The organism is Ramlibacter montanisoli (assembly GCF_013087525.1).
In the GTDB taxonomy this organism is placed as follows: Bacteria; Pseudomonadota; Gammaproteobacteria; order Burkholderiales; family Burkholderiaceae_C; genus Ramlibacter; species Ramlibacter montanisoli.
Genome location: NZ_JABFCS010000001.1, coordinates 1339485 through 1361517 on the forward strand (window position 1 = coordinate 1339485; position 22033 = coordinate 1361517).

General features: G+C 69.5%; 14 protein-coding genes and 4 pseudogenes. 13 read left to right on the forward strand and 5 right to left on the reverse strand.

The features are described from left to right. Window positions 1-58: 58 nt before the first annotated feature. Together HK415_RS06900 and yihG are read left to right on the forward strand one after the other, a co-directional pair. Window positions 59-2283, forward strand: a pseudogene (locus HK415_RS06900) (YgiQ family radical SAM protein). Between the two features lie 83 nt (window positions 2284-2366). Then, window positions 2367-3290 (forward strand): 1-acylglycerol-3-phosphate O-acyltransferase, YihG family, encoded by a 924-nt coding sequence (gene yihG / locus HK415_RS06905; RefSeq protein ID WP_171557623.1) that lies wholly within the window; start codon window positions 2367-2369, stop codon window positions 3288-3290. Here yihG and HK415_RS06910 read toward each other — a convergent pair. Beyond that, window positions 3287-4198 (reverse strand): CoA transferase, encoded by a 912-nt coding sequence (locus tag HK415_RS06910; protein ID WP_171557626.1) that lies wholly within the window; start codon window positions 4196-4198, stop codon window positions 3287-3289. The two genes, yihG and HK415_RS06910, sit on opposite strands and share 4 nt — an antisense overlap. Window positions 4199-4336: 138 nt before the next feature. Here HK415_RS06910 and HK415_RS06915 point away from each other — a divergent pair, with 138 nt between their 5' ends. Next, window positions 4337-5308, forward strand: a complete 972-nt coding sequence (locus HK415_RS06915) for a tripartite tricarboxylate transporter substrate-binding protein (protein WP_171557628.1) — start codon at window positions 4337-4339, stop codon at window positions 5306-5308. A gap of 74 nt (window positions 5309-5382) precedes the next feature. Here the strand turns inward: HK415_RS06915 and pobA are convergent, their stop codons facing one another. Beyond that, a complete protein-coding gene (pobA, locus tag HK415_RS06920; RefSeq protein ID WP_171557630.1) occupies window positions 5383-6564 on the reverse strand; it encodes a 4-hydroxybenzoate 3-monooxygenase in 1182 nt (393 codons plus the stop codon). A 117-nt stretch (window positions 6565-6681) separates the two neighbouring features. On the opposite strand from pobA, the gene HK415_RS06925 reads away from it, so the two are divergent. The 6 genes and pseudogenes from HK415_RS06925 to HK415_RS06950 form a co-directional block, all read left to right on the forward strand. Beyond that, a complete protein-coding gene (locus HK415_RS06925; protein ID WP_171557633.1) occupies window positions 6682-7437 on the forward strand; it encodes an IclR family transcriptional regulator domain-containing protein in 756 nt (251 codons plus the stop codon). A gap of 85 nt (window positions 7438-7522) precedes the next feature. Next, window positions 7523-8512, forward strand: a complete 990-nt coding sequence (locus HK415_RS06930) for a sulfate ABC transporter substrate-binding protein (protein ID WP_253261795.1) — start codon at window positions 7523-7525, stop codon at window positions 8510-8512. A gap of 7 nt (window positions 8513-8519) precedes the next feature. Further along, on the forward strand, window positions 8520-9407 hold the full coding sequence (gene cysT / locus HK415_RS06935; RefSeq protein WP_171557637.1) for a sulfate ABC transporter permease subunit CysT: 888 nt from the start codon (window positions 8520-8522) through the stop codon (window positions 9405-9407). Further along, on the forward strand, window positions 9407-10309 hold the full coding sequence (cysW, locus tag HK415_RS06940; protein ID WP_171557640.1) for a sulfate ABC transporter permease subunit CysW: 903 nt from the start codon (window positions 9407-9409) through the stop codon (window positions 10307-10309). The genes cysT and cysW overlap by 1 nt, the downstream gene beginning before the upstream one ends. Further along, window positions 10306-11407 (forward strand): annotated as a pseudogene (locus tag HK415_RS06945) (sulfate/molybdate ABC transporter ATP-binding protein). The gene cysW and the pseudogene HK415_RS06945 overlap by 4 nt, the downstream one beginning before the upstream one ends. A gap of 89 nt (window positions 11408-11496) precedes the next feature. Continuing rightward, window positions 11497-11997, forward strand: a pseudogene (locus tag HK415_RS06950) (disulfide bond formation protein B); the annotation flags it as partial. Between the two features lie 14 nt (window positions 11998-12011). Here HK415_RS06950 and HK415_RS06955 read toward each other — a convergent pair. Genes HK415_RS06955 through argA form a run of 3 tightly spaced genes read right to left on the reverse strand, consistent with a single transcriptional unit; the run spans window position 12012 to window position 15476 of the window. Further along, on the reverse strand, window positions 12012-13358 hold the full coding sequence (locus HK415_RS06955; RefSeq protein WP_171557645.1) for an erythromycin esterase family protein: 1347 nt from the start codon (window positions 13356-13358) through the stop codon (window positions 12012-12014). A 24-nt stretch (window positions 13359-13382) separates the two neighbouring features. Beyond that, window positions 13383-14069 (reverse strand): dienelactone hydrolase family protein, encoded by a 687-nt coding sequence (locus HK415_RS06960; RefSeq protein WP_171557647.1) that lies wholly within the window; start codon window positions 14067-14069, stop codon window positions 13383-13385. Between the two features lie 57 nt (window positions 14070-14126). Then, complete coding sequence (gene argA / locus HK415_RS06965; protein WP_171557650.1) at window positions 14127-15476, reverse strand: amino-acid N-acetyltransferase; 1350 nt, start codon at window positions 15474-15476, stop codon at window positions 14127-14129. A 92-nt stretch (window positions 15477-15568) separates the two neighbouring features. Between argA and HK415_RS06970 the strand changes: the two genes are divergently transcribed. From HK415_RS06970 to HK415_RS26910, 4 genes and pseudogenes are all read left to right on the forward strand, one after another. After that, on the forward strand, window positions 15569-16792 hold the full coding sequence (locus HK415_RS06970) for a 7TM diverse intracellular signaling domain-containing protein (RefSeq protein WP_171557658.1): 1224 nt from the start codon (window positions 15569-15571) through the stop codon (window positions 16790-16792). Window positions 16793-16901: 109 nt separating this feature from the next. Continuing rightward, window positions 16902-18086 (forward strand): GGDEF domain-containing protein, encoded by a 1185-nt coding sequence (locus HK415_RS06975; RefSeq protein WP_253261796.1) that lies wholly within the window; start codon window positions 16902-16904, stop codon window positions 18084-18086. Window positions 18087-18197: 111 nt separating this feature from the next. After that, complete coding sequence (hrpA, locus tag HK415_RS06980; RefSeq protein ID WP_373684635.1) at window positions 18198-21290, forward strand: ATP-dependent RNA helicase HrpA; 3093 nt, start codon at window positions 18198-18200, stop codon at window positions 21288-21290. Continuing rightward, window positions 21179-22019, forward strand: a pseudogene (locus HK415_RS26910) (DUF3418 domain-containing protein); the annotation flags it as partial. The gene hrpA and the pseudogene HK415_RS26910, both read left to right, overlap by 112 nt. Window positions 22020-22033: the final 14 nt, after the last annotated feature.

Genomic DNA, 22033 nt, shown 5'->3' on the forward strand with positions numbered 1-22033 from the left:
CCCTTGCGGTCGACCGGAAGGGGTGGAGTCCCTACAATCCCCGGTCCCCCGAAAGACCATGAACGCCCCCGTCGACGTTTCCCTGTTCGCGCGCGCCGCGAAGCCGATCACCAGCTACCGCAGGTACTGGGCGCATCGCTTCGGCCCCGCCCCCTTCCTGCCGATGAGCCGGAAGGAGATGGACGCGCTCGGCTGGGACAGCTGCGACATCGTGCTGGTCACGGGCGACGCCTATGTCGACCACGCGAGTTTCGGCATGGCGGTGGTCGGGCGCGTGCTGGAAGCGCAGGGCTTCCGCGTCGGCATCATTTCCCAGCCGGACTGGCACAGCGCCGAGGCCTTCAAGGCGCTCGGCAAGCCGAACCTGTTCTGGGGCGTGACCGCCGGCAACATGGATTCGATGATCAACCGCTACACCGCGGACCGGAAGCTGCGCAGCGACGATGCGTACACGCCCGGCGACGTGGGTGGCAAGCGGCCCGACCGCGCCGCCATCGTCTACAGCCAGCGCTGCCGCGAGGCCTTCAAGGACGTGCCGATCATCCTGGGCGGCATCGAAGGCAGCCTGCGCCGCATCGCGCACTACGACTACTGGTCGGAGAAGGTGCGCCACAGCATCGCGCTGGACGCCAAGTGCGACCTGCTCCTGTACGGCAACGCGGAGCGCGCCATCGTCGAGGTCGCGCACCGCCTGGCCGCGCGCGAGCCGGTGGAAGACATCACCGACGTGCGCGGCACGGCCTTCGTGCGCCGCTCCACGCCGGAGGGCTGGTCCGAAGTCGACTCGACCAGCGTCGACACCCCGGGCCGCGTGGAGGACCACGTCAGCCCCTACATGACGATCGCCGACCAGGCGAAGGCGAAAGGCGAGAGCTGCGCGAAGGAGGAGGGCACGGGCGCGCTGCAAGGTGCGCCGCAGGCGCTGCAGTTCGTGCCGAACCCGCGCGTGAAGCTGAACCGCGACCGCACGGTGATCCGCCTGCCTTCCTACGAAGCGGTCAAGTCCGACCCCATCCTCTACGCCACCACGCCAGCCGCGTGCTGCACCTGGAGACCAACCCGGGCAATGCCCGCGCGCTGGTGCAGGCGCACGGCGAACGCGACGTCTGGCTCAACCCGCCGCCGATCCCGCTGACCACGGCGGAGATGGACCACGTGTTCGGCCTGCCCTATGCGCGCGCGCCGCACCCCTCCTACGGCGACGCCAAGATCCCGGCCTGGGAGATGATCCGCTTCAGCGTGAACATCATGCGCGGCTGCTTCGGCGGCTGCACCTTCTGCTCGATCACCGAGCACGAGGGCCGCATCATCCAGAGCCGCAGCGAGGACTCGATCATCCAGGAGCTGGAGGAGATCCGCGACAAGGTCGCGGGCTTCACCGGCGTGATCTCCGACCTCGGCGGCCCGACGGCCAACATGTACCGCATCGGCTGCCGCACGCCCGAGATCGAGGCGGCCTGCCGCAAGCCCAGCTGCGTGTACCCGGGCATCTGCCAGAACCTGAACACCGACCACGGCCCGCTGGTGAAGATCTACCGCCGCGGCCGCGCGCTCAAGGGCATCAAGAAGATCCTGATCGGCTCGGGCGTGCGCTACGACCTGGCGGTGCAGTCGCCCGAGTACGTCAAGGAACTGGTGCAGCACCACGTGGGCGGCTACCTGAAGATCGCGCCCGAGCACACGGAGCAGGGGCCCCTGTCCAAGATGATGAAGCCGGGGATCGGCAGCTACGACCGCTTCAAGCAGATGTTCGAGAAGTTCTCGGCCGAGGCGGGCAAGGAGCAGTACCTGATCCCGTACTTCATCGCCGCGCACCCGGGCACGAGCGACGAGGACATGATGAACCTGGCGCTCTGGCTCAAGCGCAACGGCTTCCGCGCCGACCAGGTGCAGACCTTCTATCCCAGCCCGATGGCCACCGCGACGGCGATGTACCACTCCGGCAAGAACCCGCTGCGCAAGGTCACGCGCGACAGCGAGGCCGTGGACATCGTGCGCGGCGAGCGCCGCCGGCGCCTGCACAAGGCCTTCCTGCGCTACCACGACCCGAACAACTGGCCGCTGCTGCGCGATGCGCTCAAGGCCATGGGCCGCGCCGACCTGATCGGCAACGGCAAGCACCACCTGATCCCGACGTACCAGCCGGTCCTCGACGGCAGCTATGCGAGCCCGCGCCGCAAGAACTCGACCTCCGCGCCGGCGAAGGGCCGCATGCTCACGCAGCACACCGGCCTGCCGCCGCGGGTCACGGGCGCGGCCAAGCCGCCGCGCAAGCCGCGCTGACACGCGTCTTCTTGACCCCGGGCAACACCCGGGCCCGTCCCCCAGGGGATGATGCAAATTTTCCCTGTCCGGAGCCTGGCCCCATGCCTTCCTTCCTGCGCGGCGTGCTGGCGGTGCTGTTGCTCGTCCTGAACACGCTCTTCTGGTGCTTCCCCCTGCTGGTGGGAGCGCTGGTCAAACTCCTGCTGCCCTTCGAGCCCGTGCGCCGCCGCATCGACCCGCTGCTCAACGCGCTGGCCAACGGCTGGGTCGCCTGCAACAGCGGCTGGATGCGCCTCACGCAGCCCACCGTGTGGGACGTGGAAGGCGCCGAGGAACTGCGCCGCAGCGACTGGTACATGGTGAACTGCAACCACCAGTCCTGGGTGGACATCTTCGTGCTGCAGCACGTGCTGCGCGGCCGCATCCCGCTGCTGAAGTTCTTCCTGAAGCAGCAGCTGATCTACGTGCCGGTGATCGGCCTGGCCTGGTGGGCGCTCGACTTCCCGTTCATGCGCCGGCACGGCAAGGAGGCGCTGCGCCGCAATCCCGAGCTGCGAGCGCAGGACCATGAGGCGACGCTGCGCGCCTGCCGCAAGTTCCTGCAGATGCCCACCAGCGTGATGAACTTTGCCGAAGGCACCCGCTTCACGCCCGACAAGCACGACGCGCAGGGCTCGCCCTACCGCCACCTGCTCAAGCCCAAGGCCGGCGCGATGGCGCTCACGCTCAATGCCATGGGCGACCGCTTCCGCTCGCTGGTCGACGCGACCATCGTGTACCCGGCCGGCGCCCCCTCGTTCTGGGACTTCCTGTGCGGCCGCGTGCCGCGCATCGCGGTGCGGCTGCGGCAGCTGCCGATTCCCGAAGGATTCGCCACCAGCGACTACGCCAAGGACCCGGCCTTCCGCCGCGCGTTCACGCGCTGGCTCGCGGCGCTGTGGGAAGAGAAGGACCGGCAGGTCGAGGAAGTGCTGCAGTCGGCGGGCGTTGTCCCCAACCGGGCGGAAACCGCGGCAGCGGGCTAGGAGCCTGCAGCTTCCTGGGTCCCCATCGTGTGGATCGGCAGGTCCTTCTCGATCGCCAGGAAGTCGAGCTCGGCACGTGACTGTCCGGCGAAGAAGGCGGCGATCGCCGCATGCGTTTCACGCCGGAACATCGCCTTGATGTCGCTGCCCTGCACGCCGGCGGCTTCGCACAGGCGGGCGGCGAAATGCGGCTCCAGTGCGGCCACCGCAACGCGCCCATCCTTGCACGGGTAGACGCGGTAGCCCGCGTGCGCGCCGCCCACGGAGCCGGTGGGCTGCGTGAGGCCCCAGCGGCGCGGCATCGCGAGGTAGGCGGCGGCGTCGGACAGCGCCACTTCCAGGTACAGCCCTTCGGGATGCGGATCGCCGCCGCCGGCATAGCGTTCCTGCTTGCGCAGGGCGGCCTGCAGCACGGCCTCGGACGCCATCAGCGAGCCGCTCATGTCCGCGTACAGCGTGGCGGGCAGTTCCATTCCCGGCACCAGCCCGTTGTCGGCGAGGTAGGTGAGGTCGTGTCCCGGCTCCTCGGCACGGGCGCCGGGCGCGCCGACGATCGCGACCTGGCTCAATGAGGGGTAGCGGCCGTGCAGCTCCTTCCAGCCCAGTCCCAGTTTCTGCAGCGCGGAAGGACGGAAGGACGTGAGCAGCACGTCGGTGCGCGCGAGTTCCCGGTGCACCAGTTCCTGTCCCTGCGCCGTCTTCAGGTCGCCTTGCAGCACCCTGACGCCCTCGTGCATTTCGGCATAGGCCGGCGCGTTGTAGTGGCCCATGGGATCGCCCGAGGGCGGCTCCAGCTTGGTGCAGGTGGCACCCATGCGTCGGCAGCGCATCAGCGCCGCGGGGCCGGGCAGGTTGAGCGCGAGGCTGAGGATGCGCAGTCCGTGGAGAGGGGCGTGGGAGCGGCTCATGGAGCAAGGCTAGCAGACGCCGCGAACACGGCGGTGGCTCGCGCTGGGGTACTCCCCGATGCTGGACCGCGTGCGGGCGGCTACGCTCGCGGTCAATGCCGGCGCCCCTTCCGGCAGCCCCTCACAGGAGAGATAACGATGCAGTTCAAGCACTCGATGATCGCGCTGCTGGGTCTTGCGACCGCGGCGTTCGCGCAGGCGCAAGCCTGGCCCGCCAAGCCCGTGGCACTGGTGGTGCCCTTCGCCGCCGGCGGCCCGACCGACGTCGTCGCCCGCACCCTGGCCGCTTCCATGACCAAGTCTCTGGGCCAGACGGTGCTGGTGGAAAACAAGCTCGGTGCCGGCGGCAACGTGGCGGCGGCCTACGTCGCCAAGGCGCCCGCGGACGGCTACACCTTCTTCATCCACCACAACGGCATGGCGACCTCCACGGCGCTGTACCGCAAGCTGAATTACGACGCGATGAAGGACTTCGAGTTCGTCAGCCAGGCGGTCGAAGTGCCGATGACGCTGCTCGCGCGCAAGGACTTCCCGGCCAACAACTTCCAGGAGATGGTCAGCTACATCCGCGCGAACAAGGACAAGATCAACCTGGCCACCGCCGGCCTCGGCGCCGTGTCGCAGCTGTGCGGGATGATGTTCCAGCGCGCCATCGGCGTGCAGCTGACCGAAGTGCCCTTCCAGGGCACCGCGCCCGCGATGAACGCGCTGCTGGGCGGCCAGGTCGACGTGATGTGCGACCAGACCACGCAGACCGTGCCGCAGATCAAGGCCGGCACCGTGAAGCTCTATGGCGTGACCACCAAGAGCCGCGTGAAGGTGCTGCCGAACGCGCCGACGCTGCACGAGCAGGGCCTGAAGGACTTCGAGGTGGTGGTGTGGCACGGCATCTATGCCCCCAAGGGCACGCCGCGCCCCATCATCGACCGCATGAACCAGGCCGTGCGTGCCGCGCTGAAGGATCCCGACGTGGTCAAGCGCATGGACGACCTCGGCGCGGAGATCGTCGAGGACCGCACCAACACGCCGGACGCGCTGCAGGCGCACCTGAAGTCGGAGATCGACAAGTGGGGGCCGGTGATCCGCGCGGGCGGGAAGTTCGCCGACTGACCGGGAAGCGTCATCCCCGCGCAGGCGGGGACTCAAGGCGTTGAAGAAAAGCGGCCCTCGGCCGCTTTTTCATTTCACAGCGGCAAGCCCACGTAGTTCTCCGCCAGCGCCGTCGAAGCCGCCTGCGAATGCACCAGGTAGTCCAGCTCGGCCTCCTGCAGCTTCTGCCCGATCGGCCCTTCGCCCGGGAACTTGTGCATCAGCTGGGTGAACCACCAGGAGAAGCGCTCGGCCTTCCACACGCGCCGCAGCGCGCGGTCGGAGTAGTGGTCCAGGCCCGCGCTGCTGCGTTCGCGGTAGTGCTCGATGATCCCGGAGGACAGGTACTTCACGTCCGAGGCCGCGAGGTTCAGCCCCTTGGCGCCGGTCGGCGGCACGATGTGCGCGGCATCGCCGGCCAGGAACAGGCGGCCGAAGCGCATCGGCTCCGCGACGAAGCTGCGCAGCGGCGCGATGCTCTTTTCCAGCGAGGCGCCGGTCACCAGCCGGTCGCGCGCCTCCGGGTCCAGGCGCAGGCGCAGTTCCTTCCAGAAGGCCTCGTCCGACCACTCCTCCACCTTGTCCGTCAGCGGCACCTGCACGTAGTAGCGGCTGCGGGTCGGGCTGCGCATGGAGCACAGCGCGAAGCCGCGATCGGTGTTGGCGTAGATCAGTTCGTGGAACACCGGCGGCACGTCCGCCAGCAGGCCCAGCCAGCCGAAGGGATAGACCTTCTCGTATTCGCGGATCGCGCCCTTCGGCACGCTGGCGCGGCTGACGCCGTGGTAGCCGTCGCAACCGGCGATGAAGTCGCAGGCGAGCTCGTGTTGCTGGCCGTCCTTGCGGTAGCGCACCACCGGGCTGCTGCCGTCGAAGCCATTCAGGCCGACGCTGTCGCCCACCTCGTACACCGTCGGCAGGCCGGCGGCGGAGCGCGCCGCCATCAGGTCGCGCGTGACCTCGGTCTGGCCGTAGACCATCACGGTCTTGCCGCCGGTGAGGCCGGGGAAGTCGATGCGGTGCCGCTCGCCCTTGAACAGCAGCTCGATGCCGCGGTGCACCAGTCCCTCCTTGTGCATGCGTTCGCCGACACCGCACTCGTCCATCAGGTCCACGGCGATCTGTTCCAGCACGCCGGCGCGGATGCGGCCGAGCACGTAGTCCGGGCTCTGCCGCTCGATGATCACGTTGGCGATGCCGGCCTTGTGCAGCAGCTGGCCCAACAGAAGGCCCGAAGGGCCGGCGCCGATGATGGCGACCTGGGTACGCGTGGTCATGATGTCGTCTCCTGTCACCGCAGCTTAGGCCGCGCGGGCGGGTCCGAACAGGGGGAGGGCGCAGCCGCTGTGCGATGATTGCGCACGGTGCGCGATGATCGCGCAGGGAGCCGGGGCATGGCGATCGCGCGCGTGGATTTCATCGCCGGCATGGCCAAGGGGCTGGCCGTGCTGGAGAGCTTCGACACCCAGCGCCAGCGGCTGAACGCGACGCTGGCCGCCGAGCGCGCCGGCCTGACGCGCGCGGCGGCCCGCCGCCACCTGCTGACCCTGGCGCACCTGGGCTACCTGGAGACCGACGGCAGCTGGTTCTGGCTCGCGCCCAAGGTGCTGCGCTTTTCCGGCAGCTACCTGGCGTCCTCGCGGCTGCCGCGGGCGATCCAGCCGACGCTCAACCGGCTGGCGGGCCCGACGGGAGAGTCCTTCTCCGCCGTCGTGCTGGACGGCGACCACGTGGTGATCGTCGCGCGCAGCGGCTCGGCCCAGCTCGCCTACGGCCTGCACCTGGGCGCCCGGCTGCCGGCCCACGCCACGTCCACGGGCCGCGTGTTGCTGGCGGCCAAGCCGCGCAGCGAGTTCAGCGCCTGGCTCAAGGGGCGCGAGCTGCCGCGGCTGACCGGCCACACGACCACGGAGCCGCGGGCCTTCCGCGCCCTGATCGAGCAGGTCCGGCAGCAGGACTGGTGCGTGGCGAGCGAGGAGCACGAGCTCGGCGTGCACGCGCTGGCCGTACCCCTGCGCGACATGGACGGCCGCACCGTGGCGGCGCTCAACGTGGTCAGCACCCGGCAGCGGCTGGACGCCCGGGCGCTGCACAAGGAGTTCCTGCCTGTGCTGCAGGAGGCCGCGCGGGAGCTCCGGGCCCTGTTGTGATGGCTTCATATGCCATTCGGGCCATAAATTAACAACGAGATATTCGTTGGAGCTTTAAGGGGCCGTCCCCACAATGGTTCATCCTATGAACCAATTCAAGCTCCTCCTGGCCTCCGTGGCCCTGGCCGCCAGCGGCCTGGCCTCCGCGCAGCAGACGCTGCTGAACGTCTCCTATGACGTGGCGCGCGAGTTCTACAAGGACGTCAACGCCGCCTTCGTGCCCTGGTACAAGAAGACGGCGGGCAAGGACGTGAAGGTCGAACAGGCGCACGGCGGCTCCAGCGCGCAGGCGCGTGCCGTCGCCGACGGCCTGGACGCCGACGTGGTGACCATGAACACCACGACCGACATCGAGTTCCTCGCCGAAAAGGGCGTGGTCGCCAAGGACTGGGCCAAGCGCTTCCCGCACAACGCGGCGCCGACCACCTCCACCATGCTGTTCCTGGTGCGCAACGGCAACCCCAAGGGCATCAAGGACTGGGACGACCTGCTCAAGCCCGACGTGAAGGTCGTGGTGGTCAACCCGAAGACCGGCGGCAACGGCCGCTATGCCTACCTGGCCGCCTGGGGCTACGTGAAGAAGAAGGGCGGCACCGACGCGCAGGCGGCCGACTTCGTCGCCAAGCTGTACAAGAACGTGCCGGTGCTGGCGCGCGGCGGCCGCGACGCGACCACCGCCTTCCTGCAGCGCAACATCGGCGACGCGCTGGTCACCTTCGAGTCCGAAGTGGAGTCGGTCAACCGCGAGTTCGGCGACGCCAAGGTGGACGTGGTGTACCCGTCGACCAGCATCGTGGCCGAGAACCCGGTGGCCGTGGTCGAGCGCACGGTGGCCAAGAAGGGCACGGCGGACCTCGCCAAGGCCTACCTGGATTTCCTGTACACCCCCGAGGGCCAGGAGATCGCCGCGAAGCACAACATCCGCCCGACCGATCCCGCGGTGCTGAAGAAGCACACGAAGTTCAAGCCGATCAAGCTGTTCACCGTGCAGGAACTGTTCGGTTCGCTGTCGGAAGCGCAGAAGGTGCACTTCAACGACGGCGGGCAGTTCGACAAGATCTACACCGTCAAGTAAGAGTGACATGAGTGGCGCACTCGCGGCGCCGCTGCCGGTGACGGCGGCGGCGCCTTCCTCATCCTCGCGCGGCGGCAGCCGCAAGGTCCTGCCCGGGTTCAACCTGACCCTGGGCTACACGGTCTTCTATCTCTGCCTGATCGTGCTGATCCCGCTGTCGGCGCTGGTCCTGAAGACCTTCACGATGTCCTGGGACCAGTTCTGGGCGGCCGTGAGCTCGCCGCGCGTGCTGGCCTCGTACAAGCTGACCTTCGGCGCATCCTTCCTGGCCGCGCTGGTCAACGTGGTGTTCGGCCTGCTGGTCGCCTGGGTGCTGGTGCGCTACACCTTTCCCGGCAAGCGCATCGTCGACGCGCTGGTGGACCTGCCGTTCGCGCTGCCCACGGCCGTCGCCGGCATCTCGCTCACCGCCCTGCTGGCCGGCAACGGCTGGATCGGCCAGTACCTGGAGCCGCTGGGCATCCAGCTGGCCTTCAACCCGAACGGCGTGGTGATCGCGCTGATCTTCATCGGCCTGCCTTTCGTGGTGCGCACGGTGCAGCCCGTGCTGGAGGAGTCGGAGAAGGAACTGGAGGAGGCCGCGATGTGCCTCGGTGCCACCCGGCTGCAGACCTTCACCAAGGTGATCTTTCCCTCGATCGCGCCGGCGCTGCTGACCGGCTTCGCCATGGCCTTCGCGCGGGCGATCGGCGAGTACGGTTCGGTGATCTTCATCGCCGGCAACATGCCGATGGTTTCGGAGATCACGCCGCTGATCATCATCGGCAAGCTGGAACAGTACGACTACGCGGGCGCGACCGCCGTCGCCTCGGTGATGCTGCTGTTCTCCTTCGTCATGCTGCTGGTGATCAATGCCCTGCAGTCCTGGCAGCGCAAGCGCTCGGGAGGCCCGTGATGGCGGCCACCGACCTCACCCGCAAGCGCGTCAGCACCACGGAAGCACCGTGGGTGCGCTGGACGCTGATCGGCATCGCGCTGGCCTTCATCCTGCTGTTCCTGGTGCTGCCGCTGGCCGCCGTGGCCACCGAGGCACTGCGCAAGGGCTTCGGGGCCTACTTCGAGGCGCTGAAGGAGCCGGATGCCTGGTCGGCGATCCGCCTGACCCTGATCACCGCCGCCATCGCCGTGCCGCTGAACCTGGTGTTCGGCGTCGCCGCCGCCTGGGCGATCGCCAAGTACGACTTCCGCGGCAAGGCCTTCCTCACCACGCTGGTGGACCTGCCGTTCTCGGTCTCGCCGGTGGTCGCCGGCCTGATCTACGTGCTGGTGTTCGGGGCCCAGGGCTGGTTCGGCCCCTGGCTCGCGGAGCACGACATCAAGGTCGTGTTCGCGGTGCCGGGCATCGTGCTGGCGACCATCTTCGTCACCTTCCCCTTCATCGCGCGCGAGCTGATCCCGCTGATGCAGGCGCAGGGCAACGACGAGGAACAGGCCGCCATCGTGCTGGGCGCCAGCGGCTGGCAGACCTTCCGCCACGTGACGCTGCCCAACATCAAGTGGGGCCTGATCTACGGCGTGATCCTGTGCAATGCGCGGGCCATGGGCGAGTTCGGCGCGGTCTCGGTGGTCTCCGGCCACATCCGCGGCCAGACCAACACCATGCCGCTGCACGTGGAGATCCTCTACAACGAATACCAGTCGGTGGCCGCCTTCGCGGTGGCCTCGCTGCTGGCTCTGCTGGCCGTGGTCACGCTGGTGATCAAGTCGGTGGCCGAGTGGCAGCAGGAACGCGAGATGAAGGCGGCGGCGCAGGTGCCGCCGGAGCGACCGCTGGCGCTGCAAGGAAAGGCATCATGAGCATCGAGATCCGCAACGTCAGCAAGAACTTCGGCGACTTCCGTGCGTTGAAGGACGTCTCCCTGAACATCGATTCCGGCGAGCTGGTCGCGCTGCTGGGCCCGTCGGGCTGCGGCAAGACCACGCTGCTGCGCATCATCGCGGGACTGGAGACCGCCGACGCCGGCAGCATCCTGTTCGCCGGCGAGGACACCACCGAGGTGCACGTGCGCGAGCGCCAGGTCGGCTTCGTGTTCCAGCACTACGCGCTGTTCCGCCACATGACGGTGTTCGAGAACGTGGCCTTCGGCCTGCGCGTGAAGCCGCGCGGCCAGCGGCCCTCGGAGGCGCAGATCAAGCAGAAGGTGCACGACCTGCTGAACCTGGTGCAGCTGGACTGGCTGGCCGACCGCTTCCCCTCACAGCTGTCCGGCGGGCAGCGGCAGCGGATCGCGCTGGCGCGCGCGCTGGCGGTCGAACCCAAGGTGCTGCTGCTCGACGAGCCGTTCGGCGCATTGGATGCGAAGGTGCGCAAGCGAGCTGCGCCGCTGGCTGCGCCGCCTGCACGACGACCTGCACGTGACCTCGATCTTCGTCACGCACGACCAGGAGGAAGCGCTGGAAGTGGCCGACCGCGTGGTGCTGATGAACGCCGGCAACATCGAGCAGGTCGGTTCGCCGCAGGAGGTCTGGGACCACCCGGCCAGCCCCTTCGTGTACGGCTTCCTGGGCGACGTGAACCTGTTCCACGGCCGCGCCCACGAGGGCGAGGTGCACTTCGAGGGCATGCAGATGGCGTCGCCGGAACTGGGCGCCGCGCAGAACGAGAAGGCGTCCGCCTACGTCCGGCCGCACGACCTGGACGTGCAGCGTTACGTGCCCGGGGCCAGCGGTATCCCGGTCAGGCTGTCGCGGGCCATCGTGGTGGGCCCGATCGCGCGGCTGGAACTTCTGCCGCTGGACGGGGCCAAACAGGCGGACAATGCGGGTTCCGATCCCCTGATCGAAGCGCAGATCCCCGCGCAGCAGTTCCGGGAGATGGGATTCCGCGAGGGCGATACGCTGGTGGCGACACCGCGCCGCGCCCGTGTGTTTCTGGAGAGCGGCGCCGGCATCTGATCGCCCGGCGCCCCTGGGGGCGTAGAACGATGAGTGTCTTGACCGGGAATGTGCTGAACTGGTTCGACAGGGCGCCGCGCAGCGTGCTGGGCGCGGTGGCCGGGGTCTCCGTGGCCTTGCTGGCTTTCGGGCTGGTCCTGCAGCACGTGGTGGGGCTGGAGCCTTGCCCGATGTGCATCGTGCAGCGCTACGCGCTGGTGCTGATCGCGGTGGTGGCCGCCGCCGGTGCCGCGACGCGCTCCACGCGGGCGCACGTGGCCAGTTCCGCGCTGATGGTGCTGCTGGCGGGCTTCGGTGCCTTCGTGGCGGCCCGCCAGAGCTGGCTGCAGTGGAATCCGCCGGAGATCTCCGCCTGCGGCCGCGACTTCTACGGGATGATCGAAACCTTCCCGCTGCAGCGCGCCATCCCCATGATCTTCCGCGGCAGCGGCGACTGCGCCAAGATCGACTGGACCTTCCTGGGCGGCTCGATCGCGAACTGGTCCTTCGTCTGGTTCCTGGTCTTCGGCATCGTCGGCCTGGTGCTGCTGGCGCGCCAGCTGCGCCGCCGGCGCGAGGACCGCGGGGTCAGCGCGCCGATGGCCGCCTGACTTCCGGCGCCCCCTCAGAGTTCCGAGGGGTAGGTCTCCGCCGGCTCGCCGGCATGCCACGCCGGCTCCGCCACCAGCGGCTGCACGGCGCGCGTCTCGTCGATGTGGATCATCGCGTCGAACTGCGCCGGCAGCCGGGTGTGGAAGTAGTGGCTCGTGCGCTCCGATTGCGGCAGGTAGATGACGCCGATCGCGCGCTGCAGGCGCTTCTCCTTCAGCAAGTCCGCCAGCGCCGCGTTGCCGCGCAGGGGCAGCCAGAAGCGTTCCTCGCCGGCCTGGTGGAACAGCTCCTCGTAGCTGCCGGCCAGGCCGGGGCGCACCCGCTTGCGCTCCGCCGCCGCGGCCCATTCCGACGCTGCCGTGACCGTGCCGTGGTGCGTGCTGAAGCCCACCAGCATCGCCTGGTCGCCCCAGCGGTCGCGCGCGAGCTGGCCGACGTTCCATTCGCCGATGTCGCCCATTTCGGTGGCGCTGGCGTCGCCCAGGTGCGAGTTGTGCGCCCAGACCACCATCTTCGCCTTGCCGCCCAGGCCTTCCAGGTGCTTCTCCAGCGCCTGCAGCGTCTCGACCATGTGGCTGTCCCGCAGGTTCCATGAGGACACCCGCCCGTGGAACATGGTCCGGTAGTACTCCTCCGCGTTGCGCACCAGGCGCGCGTTCTGCTGCGCGTAGAACAGGTCGACGCGCTCCTCGGTGGAGCCGGCCAGGAAGTCGGCGGCGCGGCGGTTCATGTCGCGAAGCTGCTGGATCACCTCGTCCTCGCAGCTCGACTTCATGCCGAAGCTGGCCGCGTAGCCGTAGGCCTGGCTGTCCTCGCCGAAATGGTCGAAGCAGGCGTAGCGGCTGCGCGCGCGCTGGGCTGCCTCGGGGTCGGCGCGGTCCAGGTATTCGAGCACGGCGGCCATCGAGCTGTAGAGGCTGTACAGGTCCATGCCGTAGAAGCCCACCTGCTGCGACGCGGCCCGGCCGCGGTTGTGCTCGCGCAGCCACTCGACGAAGTCGCGCACCACGGTGTTGCGCCACATCCATGTGGGGAAGCGCTCGAAGCCGGAAAGCGCGTCTTCCGCGCTGCGGTCTTCCGCGCCGCCGCGGATGTAGCGGTTCACGCGCCAGGCGTCGGGCCAGTCGGCCTCCACCACGATGGCGTTGCAGCCATGCTCGCGGACCAGCCGCTGGGTCAAGGCCAGGCGCTCTGCGTAGAACTCGTGCGTGCCGTGGGAAGCCTCGCCCAGCAGTGCGAGCTTCGCGCGGGACAGCTGCTGGACCAGGAACTCGTCCGCGGCGGCGTCACCGGGCAGGGCGCGCAACTGCTGCCGCAAGCCTTGCAACAGCGGCTCGTTGCGCAGCGAGGACGGGGTCATGCGGAATCTCCTGATGCGAGGCGCTCACGCGGCCTGCGCGGCCGGCTGCAGGTGGCGTGTGAACCAGTCCGCCGCCAGGTCGCCCACGAGCTGCAGCGCGCCCCGCTCCTCGAACAGGTGGCCGGCACCGGGCACGATCTCCAGCCGGTGCGGGCAGCGCAGGTGGGGCAGGGCCTGTTCGTGGTGGCCGATCACGGCCTGGTCCGCCCCGCCGACGATCAGCAGCGTGGGGGCCCGGACGGCCGCCAGCGCCACCGGGCCGGCGAGGTCCGGCCGGCCGCCGCGCGACACGACGGCGCTCACCCGCCCGCCCAGCTGGGCGGCCGCGATCAGCGCGGCGGCGCTTCCCGTGCTGGCCCCGAACAGGCCCAGCGGCAAGTCGCGCAGGCGCGGCTCGGTGCGCGTCCATTCGGCCGCGGCCTCCACCCGGCGTGTGAGCAGCGCGATGTCGAAGCGGTGTTCGCTGGTGCGCAGGTCCACCTGTTCCTCTGCCAGCGTGAGCAGGTCGAACAGCAGGGTCGCGAGGCCGGCCTCCTGCAGCCGGCGCGCGACCTGGCGGTTGCGCGCGCTGTGCCGGCCGCTGCCGCTGCCGTGCGCGAACAGCACCAGCCCGCTCGCGTGCGCGGGCACGGCCAGGTCACCATGGAGCCAGGTGTGCCCGATCGGGATGCGGACTTCCTGCGGGACGGGAGTGGGGGTCGCCTCGGTCATCGCTGCCTCCTTGCGGAAGCCAGACGATAGGCCGCCCGGGCCGGCCTGTCACGCCTTTCAGGGCAGTTTCTTGACGAACACCATGCTGCGGCGGTCCCAGTTGTACTTGCGCTTGCGGGCTTCCGGCAGCCAGTCGGCGTCCACCTGCACGAAGCCGCGCTTGAGGAACCAGTGCATGGTGCGGGTCGTCAGCACGAAGATGCTCTCCAGGCCCATCGCCCGCGCCCGCTGCTCGATGCGGCGCAGCACCTTCTCGCCGTCGCCCTGGCCCTGGCTCTGCGGCGAGACGGTCAGCGCGGCCATTTCGCCGGTGCGCGCTTCCGGATAGGGGTAGAGCGCCGCGCAGGCGAAGATCACGCCGTCGTGGTCGATGATCGTGTAGTTGGCGATGTCGCGCTCGATTTCCGTGCGGTCGCGCTTGACCAGCGTGCCGTCCTTCTCGAAGGGCTCGATCAGCTGCAGGATGCCCCCGACGTCGTCGGCGGTCGCCTCGCGCAGCTCCTCCAGCTTCTCGTCCACGACCATGGTGCCGATGCCGTCATGCACGTAGACCTCCAGCAGCAGCGAGCCGTCCACCGCGAAGGGGATGATGTGGCTGCGCTCGACGCCGGCCTTGCACGCCTTGACGCAGTGCTGCAGGTAGAAGGCGGTGTCGCTCGGGTTCTGCGCCGGCGGCAGGCTGGCCAGCAGCTGCTCGGCGGCGGCCAGCGGCAGTTCGGTGTCGATCGGGTTGTCCTCGCCCTCGGGCTCCAGCGGCTTGATGCGCACGCCGGGGATCTCGGTCAGGAAGATCAGCTTGTCCGCCTGCAGCGCGATCGCCACGCTGGTGGCGACTTCCTCCATGGTGAGGTTGAAGGCCTCGCCGGTCGGCGAGAAGCCGAAGGGCGACAGCAGCACCATTGCGCCGAAATCGAGCGTGCGCTTGATGCCCGCCACGTCCACCTTGCGCACCAGCCCGGAATGCCGGAAGTCCACGCCGTCGACGATGCCCACCGGGCGCGCCGTGATGAAATTGCCCGAGATCATGCGCACCGTGGAGCCCGCCATCGGCGTGTTGGGCAGGCCCTGGCTGAAGGCGGCCTCGATCTCGTAGCGCAGCTGGCCGGCGGCTTCCTGCGCGGAATCCAGCGCCACTTCGTCGGTGATGCGCATGCCGTGCGAGTAGCGGGCCGCGTGCCCCTTGGCCTGGAGCTGCTCGTTCACCTGCGGCCGGAAACCGTGCACCAGCACCACCTTCACGCCCATGCTCTGGATCAGCGCCAGGTCCTGCGCGATGTGCTGCAGCTTGCCGGCGGCCACCGCCTCGCCCGCCATCCCGACCACGAAGGTCTTGCCCCGGTGCATGTGGATGTAGGGCGCCACCGAGCGGAACCAGGGCACGAAGGTGAAGTTGAAGATGGCGGACATTCGGCAGCGGGGCGGCTCGGTGAGGTATCAGCGCGACAGTGTAAGGGAGCGCCCTGGGGGAATGGGCGCCACATGCGCTATCGTTGCGCGCCATGGACCCACTCGCCGCCGGCTTCTGGGGCGCCTTTTTCGGAACGGCCGCCCTGATGTTCGCGATCTCGCTGGCCGCCTTCTTCCGCGCGCGCCGCCGCGTGGCGCTGCTGGCCGCGCTGTCGGCGGTGGTGTCGGCCGCCTTCGTCGTCGCCTACCTGGGCTGGCTGCCGGTCGAGGGGGCGCCCGAAGCGCGCCTGCTGGCGCACGTCGCCATCCTGGCGGCGGCCATCCTGGCGCCGCTCCTGCTCTCGCTCCTGGGCCTGCTGCGCGAGCGTTCCATCGTGGTGCGCACGGTCTGGCTGTTCACGGCGATCGCCGTGCTGGTGATCGGGGTCGGCTGGATCCTCGAGCCCACCGAGGCCCTGGTCGTCAGCTGGATCAGCACCTTCTCCATCGGCACGGTCATGATGGTGATCGCGCTGCGCGCCACCGCGCGCGGCAACCGGCTGGCCCGCACCACCGTCGCCGGCATGTCGCTGATGCTGCTGGCGCTGGGCGGCCTGAGCTGGATCGCGCTGGAGCGCTCCGGGTCCTGGCCGGTCCACGCGTTGAGCGCGCTGGCAGGGATGGGGTTCCTGAGCGTGATGGCCTATGCGACCTGGGAGCGCTTCTCCTACCTGCTGGAGCTGTCGGAGGTGATGGCGCACGGGCCCAGCTACGACCCGGTCACGCGCATGCGTTCGCACAGCGAGACCGGGCAGATGGTGGGCGACATCTTCTTCCACCGCGACGCGGAGGAGCGTCCGGTGGGCGTGCTGGCAGTGTGCATCGGCAACCTGTACGCGCTGGAGAACCTGCACGGTCGCGCCGCGTTCAACCACGCCCTGTTCATCTGCGCGGGCCGGCTGCGCCGCTGCGTGCCGCAGACCGTGGAGATGGGCCGCCTGGGCGAGGACGGCTTCCTGCTGCTCACGCGCAGCATGGAAGACCTGCGCGGCCTGGAGCAGCTGGCCCGCGACCTGCGCGACCAGCTCACGCGGCCGGTGAACCTCAGCATCGGACGCTCCCCGGGCCGGATCGATGCGCGCGCCACCGGCTGGGTCGCCGACGTCGGCATCGGCGTGCTCTCGACCACCACCAAGGTGCGGCCCGCGCAGGCCGTGGGCACGGTGCGCGCGATGGCCCGCACGGCGTGGACCTACGCGACGCGCATCGCCTTCTTCGACGACAAGGCGGGACAGATCGCCGAGCTCCCGGTGGAAGCGCCGCTGCGCGTGGCGTAAAGACAGCTGCCGCGTTTCTTATGGCGGTCAGCTCCGCCGTTTGTTATCGTGGCCCCATGGACACGGTGGCCGCGGGCTTCTGGGGGCATTCTTCTGCACGGCGGCGCTGATGCTGGTGATCTCCATGGTCGCCTTCCTGCGCTCGCACCGCCGCGTGGCGCTGATGGCCGGCCTGACGTCCGTGTTCTCCGCCGCCTTCGTGGTCGCCTACCTGGGCTGGCTGCCGCTCTCGTCGCGCGTGGAGGCCCGCGTGCTGGCGCACGTCGCCGTGCTCACCGCGGTCACGCTGGCCCTGATGCTGATGTCCACCATGGGCATGCTGCGCCAGACTTCCCTCGGCCGGCCGGCCGTGGCCTCGCTGGTCGGGTCCGGCGCCGTGGTGCTGGTGGCCGGCTGGCTGCTGGACCCGGCGGACGCGCTCGCGCTCAGCTCGCTGATGGCCTTCGGCGTCGGCAGCGCGATGCTGGTCGTGGCCACCCGTGGGGCGCTGCGCGGCGACCGGGCGGGCTGGACCGCCGTGTGCGGCATCCTGTGCATGCTGGTGGCCATCGGCGGCCTGAGCTGGATCGCGCTGAGCGGCACCAGGTCCTGGCCGGTGCACGCCGTGAGCGCCATGGCCGGCGTCGCCTACCTGTGCGTGATCGCGACGGTGCTCTGGGCGCGCTACTCCTACCTGCTGGAGCTGTCGGAGGTGCTGGCGCACGGCCCGAGCTACGACCCGGTGACGCGCATGCGTTCGCACAGCGAAACGGGGCAGATGATCGGCGACGTGTTCTTCCGCCGCGATGCCGAGGCGCGGCCGATCGGCGTGCTGGCCGTGTGCGTGGCCAACCTGTACGCACTGGAGAACCTGCACGGCCGCGCCGCCTTCAACCACGCCCTGTTCGTCTGCGCCGGGCGCCTGCGCCGCTGCGTGCCGCAGAACGTGGAAATGGGCCGCCTGGGCGAGGACGGTTTCCTGCTCCTCGTGCCCAATGCGCCGGACGTCGAGCGGCTGGAAGTGCTGGCGCGGCAGATCCGCGACCGGCTTGCGCGACCGGTGGCCCTGAGCACCAGCCGCGACCCGGCGGGACTGGAGGCGGCGGGGACGGCCTGGGTCGCCGACGTGGGCATCGGCGTGCTGGGCACCAGCACGCAGGTGCGGCCTTCGCAGGCGGTGTCCACCGCGCGCGCCATGGCACGCACCGCATGGAGCTACGGCAGCCGCATGGCCTTCTTCGACCAGAAGGCGGGCCAGATCGCGGAGCTCGGCGGGGGCAGCCGCGGGCTGCCCGCGAGCGTCGCGACCGCCTGAGCCCGGCCGGCCACCGATAATCACGGGTTTTGCCCCCGTGCCGTCTTGCCCGCTCCGCTGAACATCACATTCCCCGACAACCTGCCGGTCTCCGCCAAGCGCGAGGAGATCATGGCCGCGATCGCGGCCCACCAGGTGGTGATCGTCTGCGGCGAAACCGGCTCGGGCAAGACCACGCAGTTGCCGAAGATCGCCCTCGCCATGGGGCGCGGTCAGCGCCCCGTTTCCGATGACGGGCGGGGCAGGCCGAACGCGCCAGCGGGCAGGGGCCGCCTGATCGGCCACACCCAGCCGCGGCGCATCGCCGCGACCAGCGTCGCCAAGCGCATCGCGCAGGAGCTGGACACGCCGCTGGGCGAGGTGGTCGGCTACAAGGTGCGCTTCCAGGACCGGCTGGCGAAGGACGCTTCCGTCAAGCTGATGACCGACGGCATCCTGCTGGCGGAGACGCAATCCGATCCGCTGCTCAAGGCCTACGACACCATCATCATCGACGAGGCGCACGAGCGCAGCCTCAACATCGACTTCCTCCTGGGCTACCTGCGCCAGCTGCTGCCGCGCCGCCCGGACCTGAAGGTGGTGGTGACCTCGGCGACCATCGACGCCGAGCGCTTCGCGCAGCACTTCGCTTCGGCCCAGGGGCCGGCGCCAGTGATCTACGTCTCGGGGCGCACCTTCCCGGTGGAGCAGCGCTGGCACCCCTTCGAGGAATCGCGCGATTTCGACCTGAACGACGCGATCGCCGACGCGGTGGACGAGCTCTGGCGCGGCAACGCGCCCGGCGACATCCTGGTGTTCCTCCCGGGCGAACGCGAGATCCGCGAGGCGGCCGACCACCTGCGCAAGCACCTGGCGCACGATGTGCTCACGCGCAATGCGGAAGTGCTGCCGCTGTTCGCGCGCCTGTCGCAGGCGGAGCAGGACCGCGTGTTCGACTCCCACCCGGGCCGGCGCATCGTGCTGGCCACCAACGTGGCCGAGACCTCGCTCACCGTTCCGGGCATACGGTACGTCGTGGACACAGGAACGGCGCGGGTCAAGCGCTACAGTTTCCGAAGCAAGGTGGAGCAGCTGCTGGTCGAGCCGGTCAGCCAGGCCGCCGCCAACCAGCGCGCCGGCCGCTGCGGCCGCGTGGCCAACGGCATCTGCATCCGCCTGTACGGCGAGCAGGACTTCAGCGGCCGGCCGCGCTTCACCGATCCGGAAATCCTGCGCTCCTCGCTGGCCGGCGTGATCCTGCGCATGAAGTCGCTGCACCTGGGCGCGGTGGAGGAATTCCCCTTCATCGACCGGCCTTCCAGCCGCGCGATCTCCGACGGCTACCAGCTGCTCAACGAACTCGGGGCGGTGGACGACAACAACGAGCTCACGCCCATGGGCGCCGAGCTGGCACGGCTGCCGCTCGACCCGCGCGTGGGCCGCATGATCCTGGAGGCGCGCCAGCGCGGCGCGCTGCAGGAGGTGCTGGTGATCGCCTCGGCCCTGTCGCTGCAGGACGTGCGCGACCGGCCGATGGAGATGCAGGCGCAGGCCGACCAGCAGCATGCCAAGTTCGACGACGAGAAGAGCGAGTTCTCGGGCTACCTGCGGCTTTGGCAGTGGCTGGACGAGAGCCGGGGCGGCCACGGCAAGGACCACAAGCTGTCCAACCGCCAGTACGAGCAGCTGCTGCGGCAGAACTTCATCAACGTGCGGCGGGTGCGCGAATGGCGCGACGTGCACAGCCAGCTGCTGACGGTGGTGACCGAGCACAAGTGGCGCCTGAACGACCAGCCCGCGAGCTACGAGCAGTTGCACAAGGCCATGCTCTCCGGCCTGCTGGGCAACATCGGCTTCAAGCTGGAGGACGACGAGGCCTACCTCGGAGCACGCGGCATCAAGTTCTATCGCCATCCCGGCGCGCACCTGAAGAAGCGGCCCGGCCGCTGGGTCGTGGTGGCCGAACTGGTGGAGACCACCCGCCTGTTCGGCCGCGGCATCGCCAACATCGAGCCGCAGTGGGTGGAGGAGGTGGCGGGCCACCTGCTGAAGAAGCAGTTGCTCGATCCGCACTGGGAGAAGAAGGCGGCGGAAGTGCTGGCGCTGGAACGCGCCACGCTGTACGGGCTGGTGATCTACAGCGGCCGCCGCGTGCCTTTCGCCCGCGCCGACCTGCAGGGCGCGCGCGAGATCTTCATCCGCGAAGGCCTGGTCGACGGGCAGTGGGAAACGCGCCTGCCTTTCCTGGCGGCCAACCAGAAACTGGTCAAGCAGGTCGAGGAGCTGGAACACAAGTCGCGCCGGCAGGACGTGCTGGTGGACGAGGAGCTGATCTACGCCTTCTACGACCAGCAGGTCCCGAAGGACGTGTACAGCGGAGCGACCTTCGAAGGCTGGTACCGGACGGCGAGCCGCGGCCAGCCCGAGCTGCTGAAGCTCACGCGCGACGAGCTGATGCGGCACGAGGCCGCCGGCATCACCAGCAATGCCTTCCCCAAGGTCGTAAAGCTGGGCGGCGTGGACTGCTCGGCGAGCTACCTGCACGAACCCGGCGATCCGCGCGACGGCGTCACCGTCAGCGTGCCGCTGTTCGTGCTGAACCAGGTGAACGAGGACCGCGCCGAATGGCTGGTGCCCGGCATGCTGAAGGACAAGGTCCAGGCCCTGCTGAAAAGCCTGCCGCAGAAACCGCGCTCGCGCTTCGTGCCGCTGCCGGAGTCGGCCACGCGCCTGGCGGAAGTGCTGTCCGCGCCGGAGCGCTACGCGAACGGCAGCCTGACCGACGCACTGCTGAAACAGGTGCGCGACCAGACCAGCCTGGACGTGAAGCGCACCGACTTCAAGCTCGACATGGTGCCAGCCCACCTGTTCATGAACTTCCGCATCGTCGACGAACACGGGCGGCAGCTCGGGATGGGGCGCAACCTGGGTGCGCTGAAGGCGGAACTGGGGGCGAAGGCGCGCGGTGCATTTCAGGCACTGGCAGGCCTGAAGGTCGCGGCTGCTCCGGCTGTTCCTCCCTCCCCCTCCGGGGGAGGGAGGGGTGGGGGCGCTGGCGTCGGCGCAGCAAGGGCGAGCCCCCTCCCGACCTCCCCGGAGGGGGAGGGGAAAGAAGGTACACCGCCTGGACCTTCGGCGAACTGCCGGAACTCATGGAGATCCGCAAGGGCGGCACCAGCCTGGTCGGCTTCCCCGCGCTGGTCGACAGGCAGGACGCCGTCGTGATCGAGGTGTTCGACGAACCCGAGGTCGCGGCCGCGAAGCACCGCGGCGGCCTGCGTCGCCTGTTCGCGCTGCAGCTGCGAGACGCACTGAAGTACCTGGAAAAGAACATCCCCGACCTGCAGAAGATGGCGGTGGCGTACATGCCGCTGGGCACGCACGAGGAACTGCGCGCGCAGGTCATCGAGGTCGCGCTGGACCGCGCGCTGCTGCAGGACCCGCTGCCCACCGATGCCGCCGCGTTCCAGCGGCGCCTGGAAGAGGGGCGCGGGCGCCTGACGCTGATCGCCAACGAGGTCGCGCGCCTGGCCGCCACCATCCTGGCCGAGTACGCCGCGGCCGCACGCAAGATCAAGGACACGAAGATCCAGCCGGAAGCCACCGCCGATGCCGCCCAGCAGCTGCAACGGCTGGTACCCAAACGTTTCCTGGCCGCAACGCCCTGGGCGCGGCTGCAGCACCTTCCGCGTTACCTGAAGGGAATCGTGCTGCGGCTGGACAAGCTGCGGGCCGACCCCGAGCGCGACGCCGCCCGGCTGGCCGAGCTGCGGCCGCAGGAGCAGCGCTACTGGCGCCTCGTGGCCGAGCGCAAGGGCGCCACCGACGAGCGCATGGAGGATTTCCGCTGGCTGCTGGAGGAGCTGCGCGTCAGCTTCTTCGCGCAGGAACTGCGCACCCCAGCCCGTCAGCATCAAGCGATTGGAGAAAGTCTGGAGCCAGCTGAATAGTTGACGCCTGGAAACCGC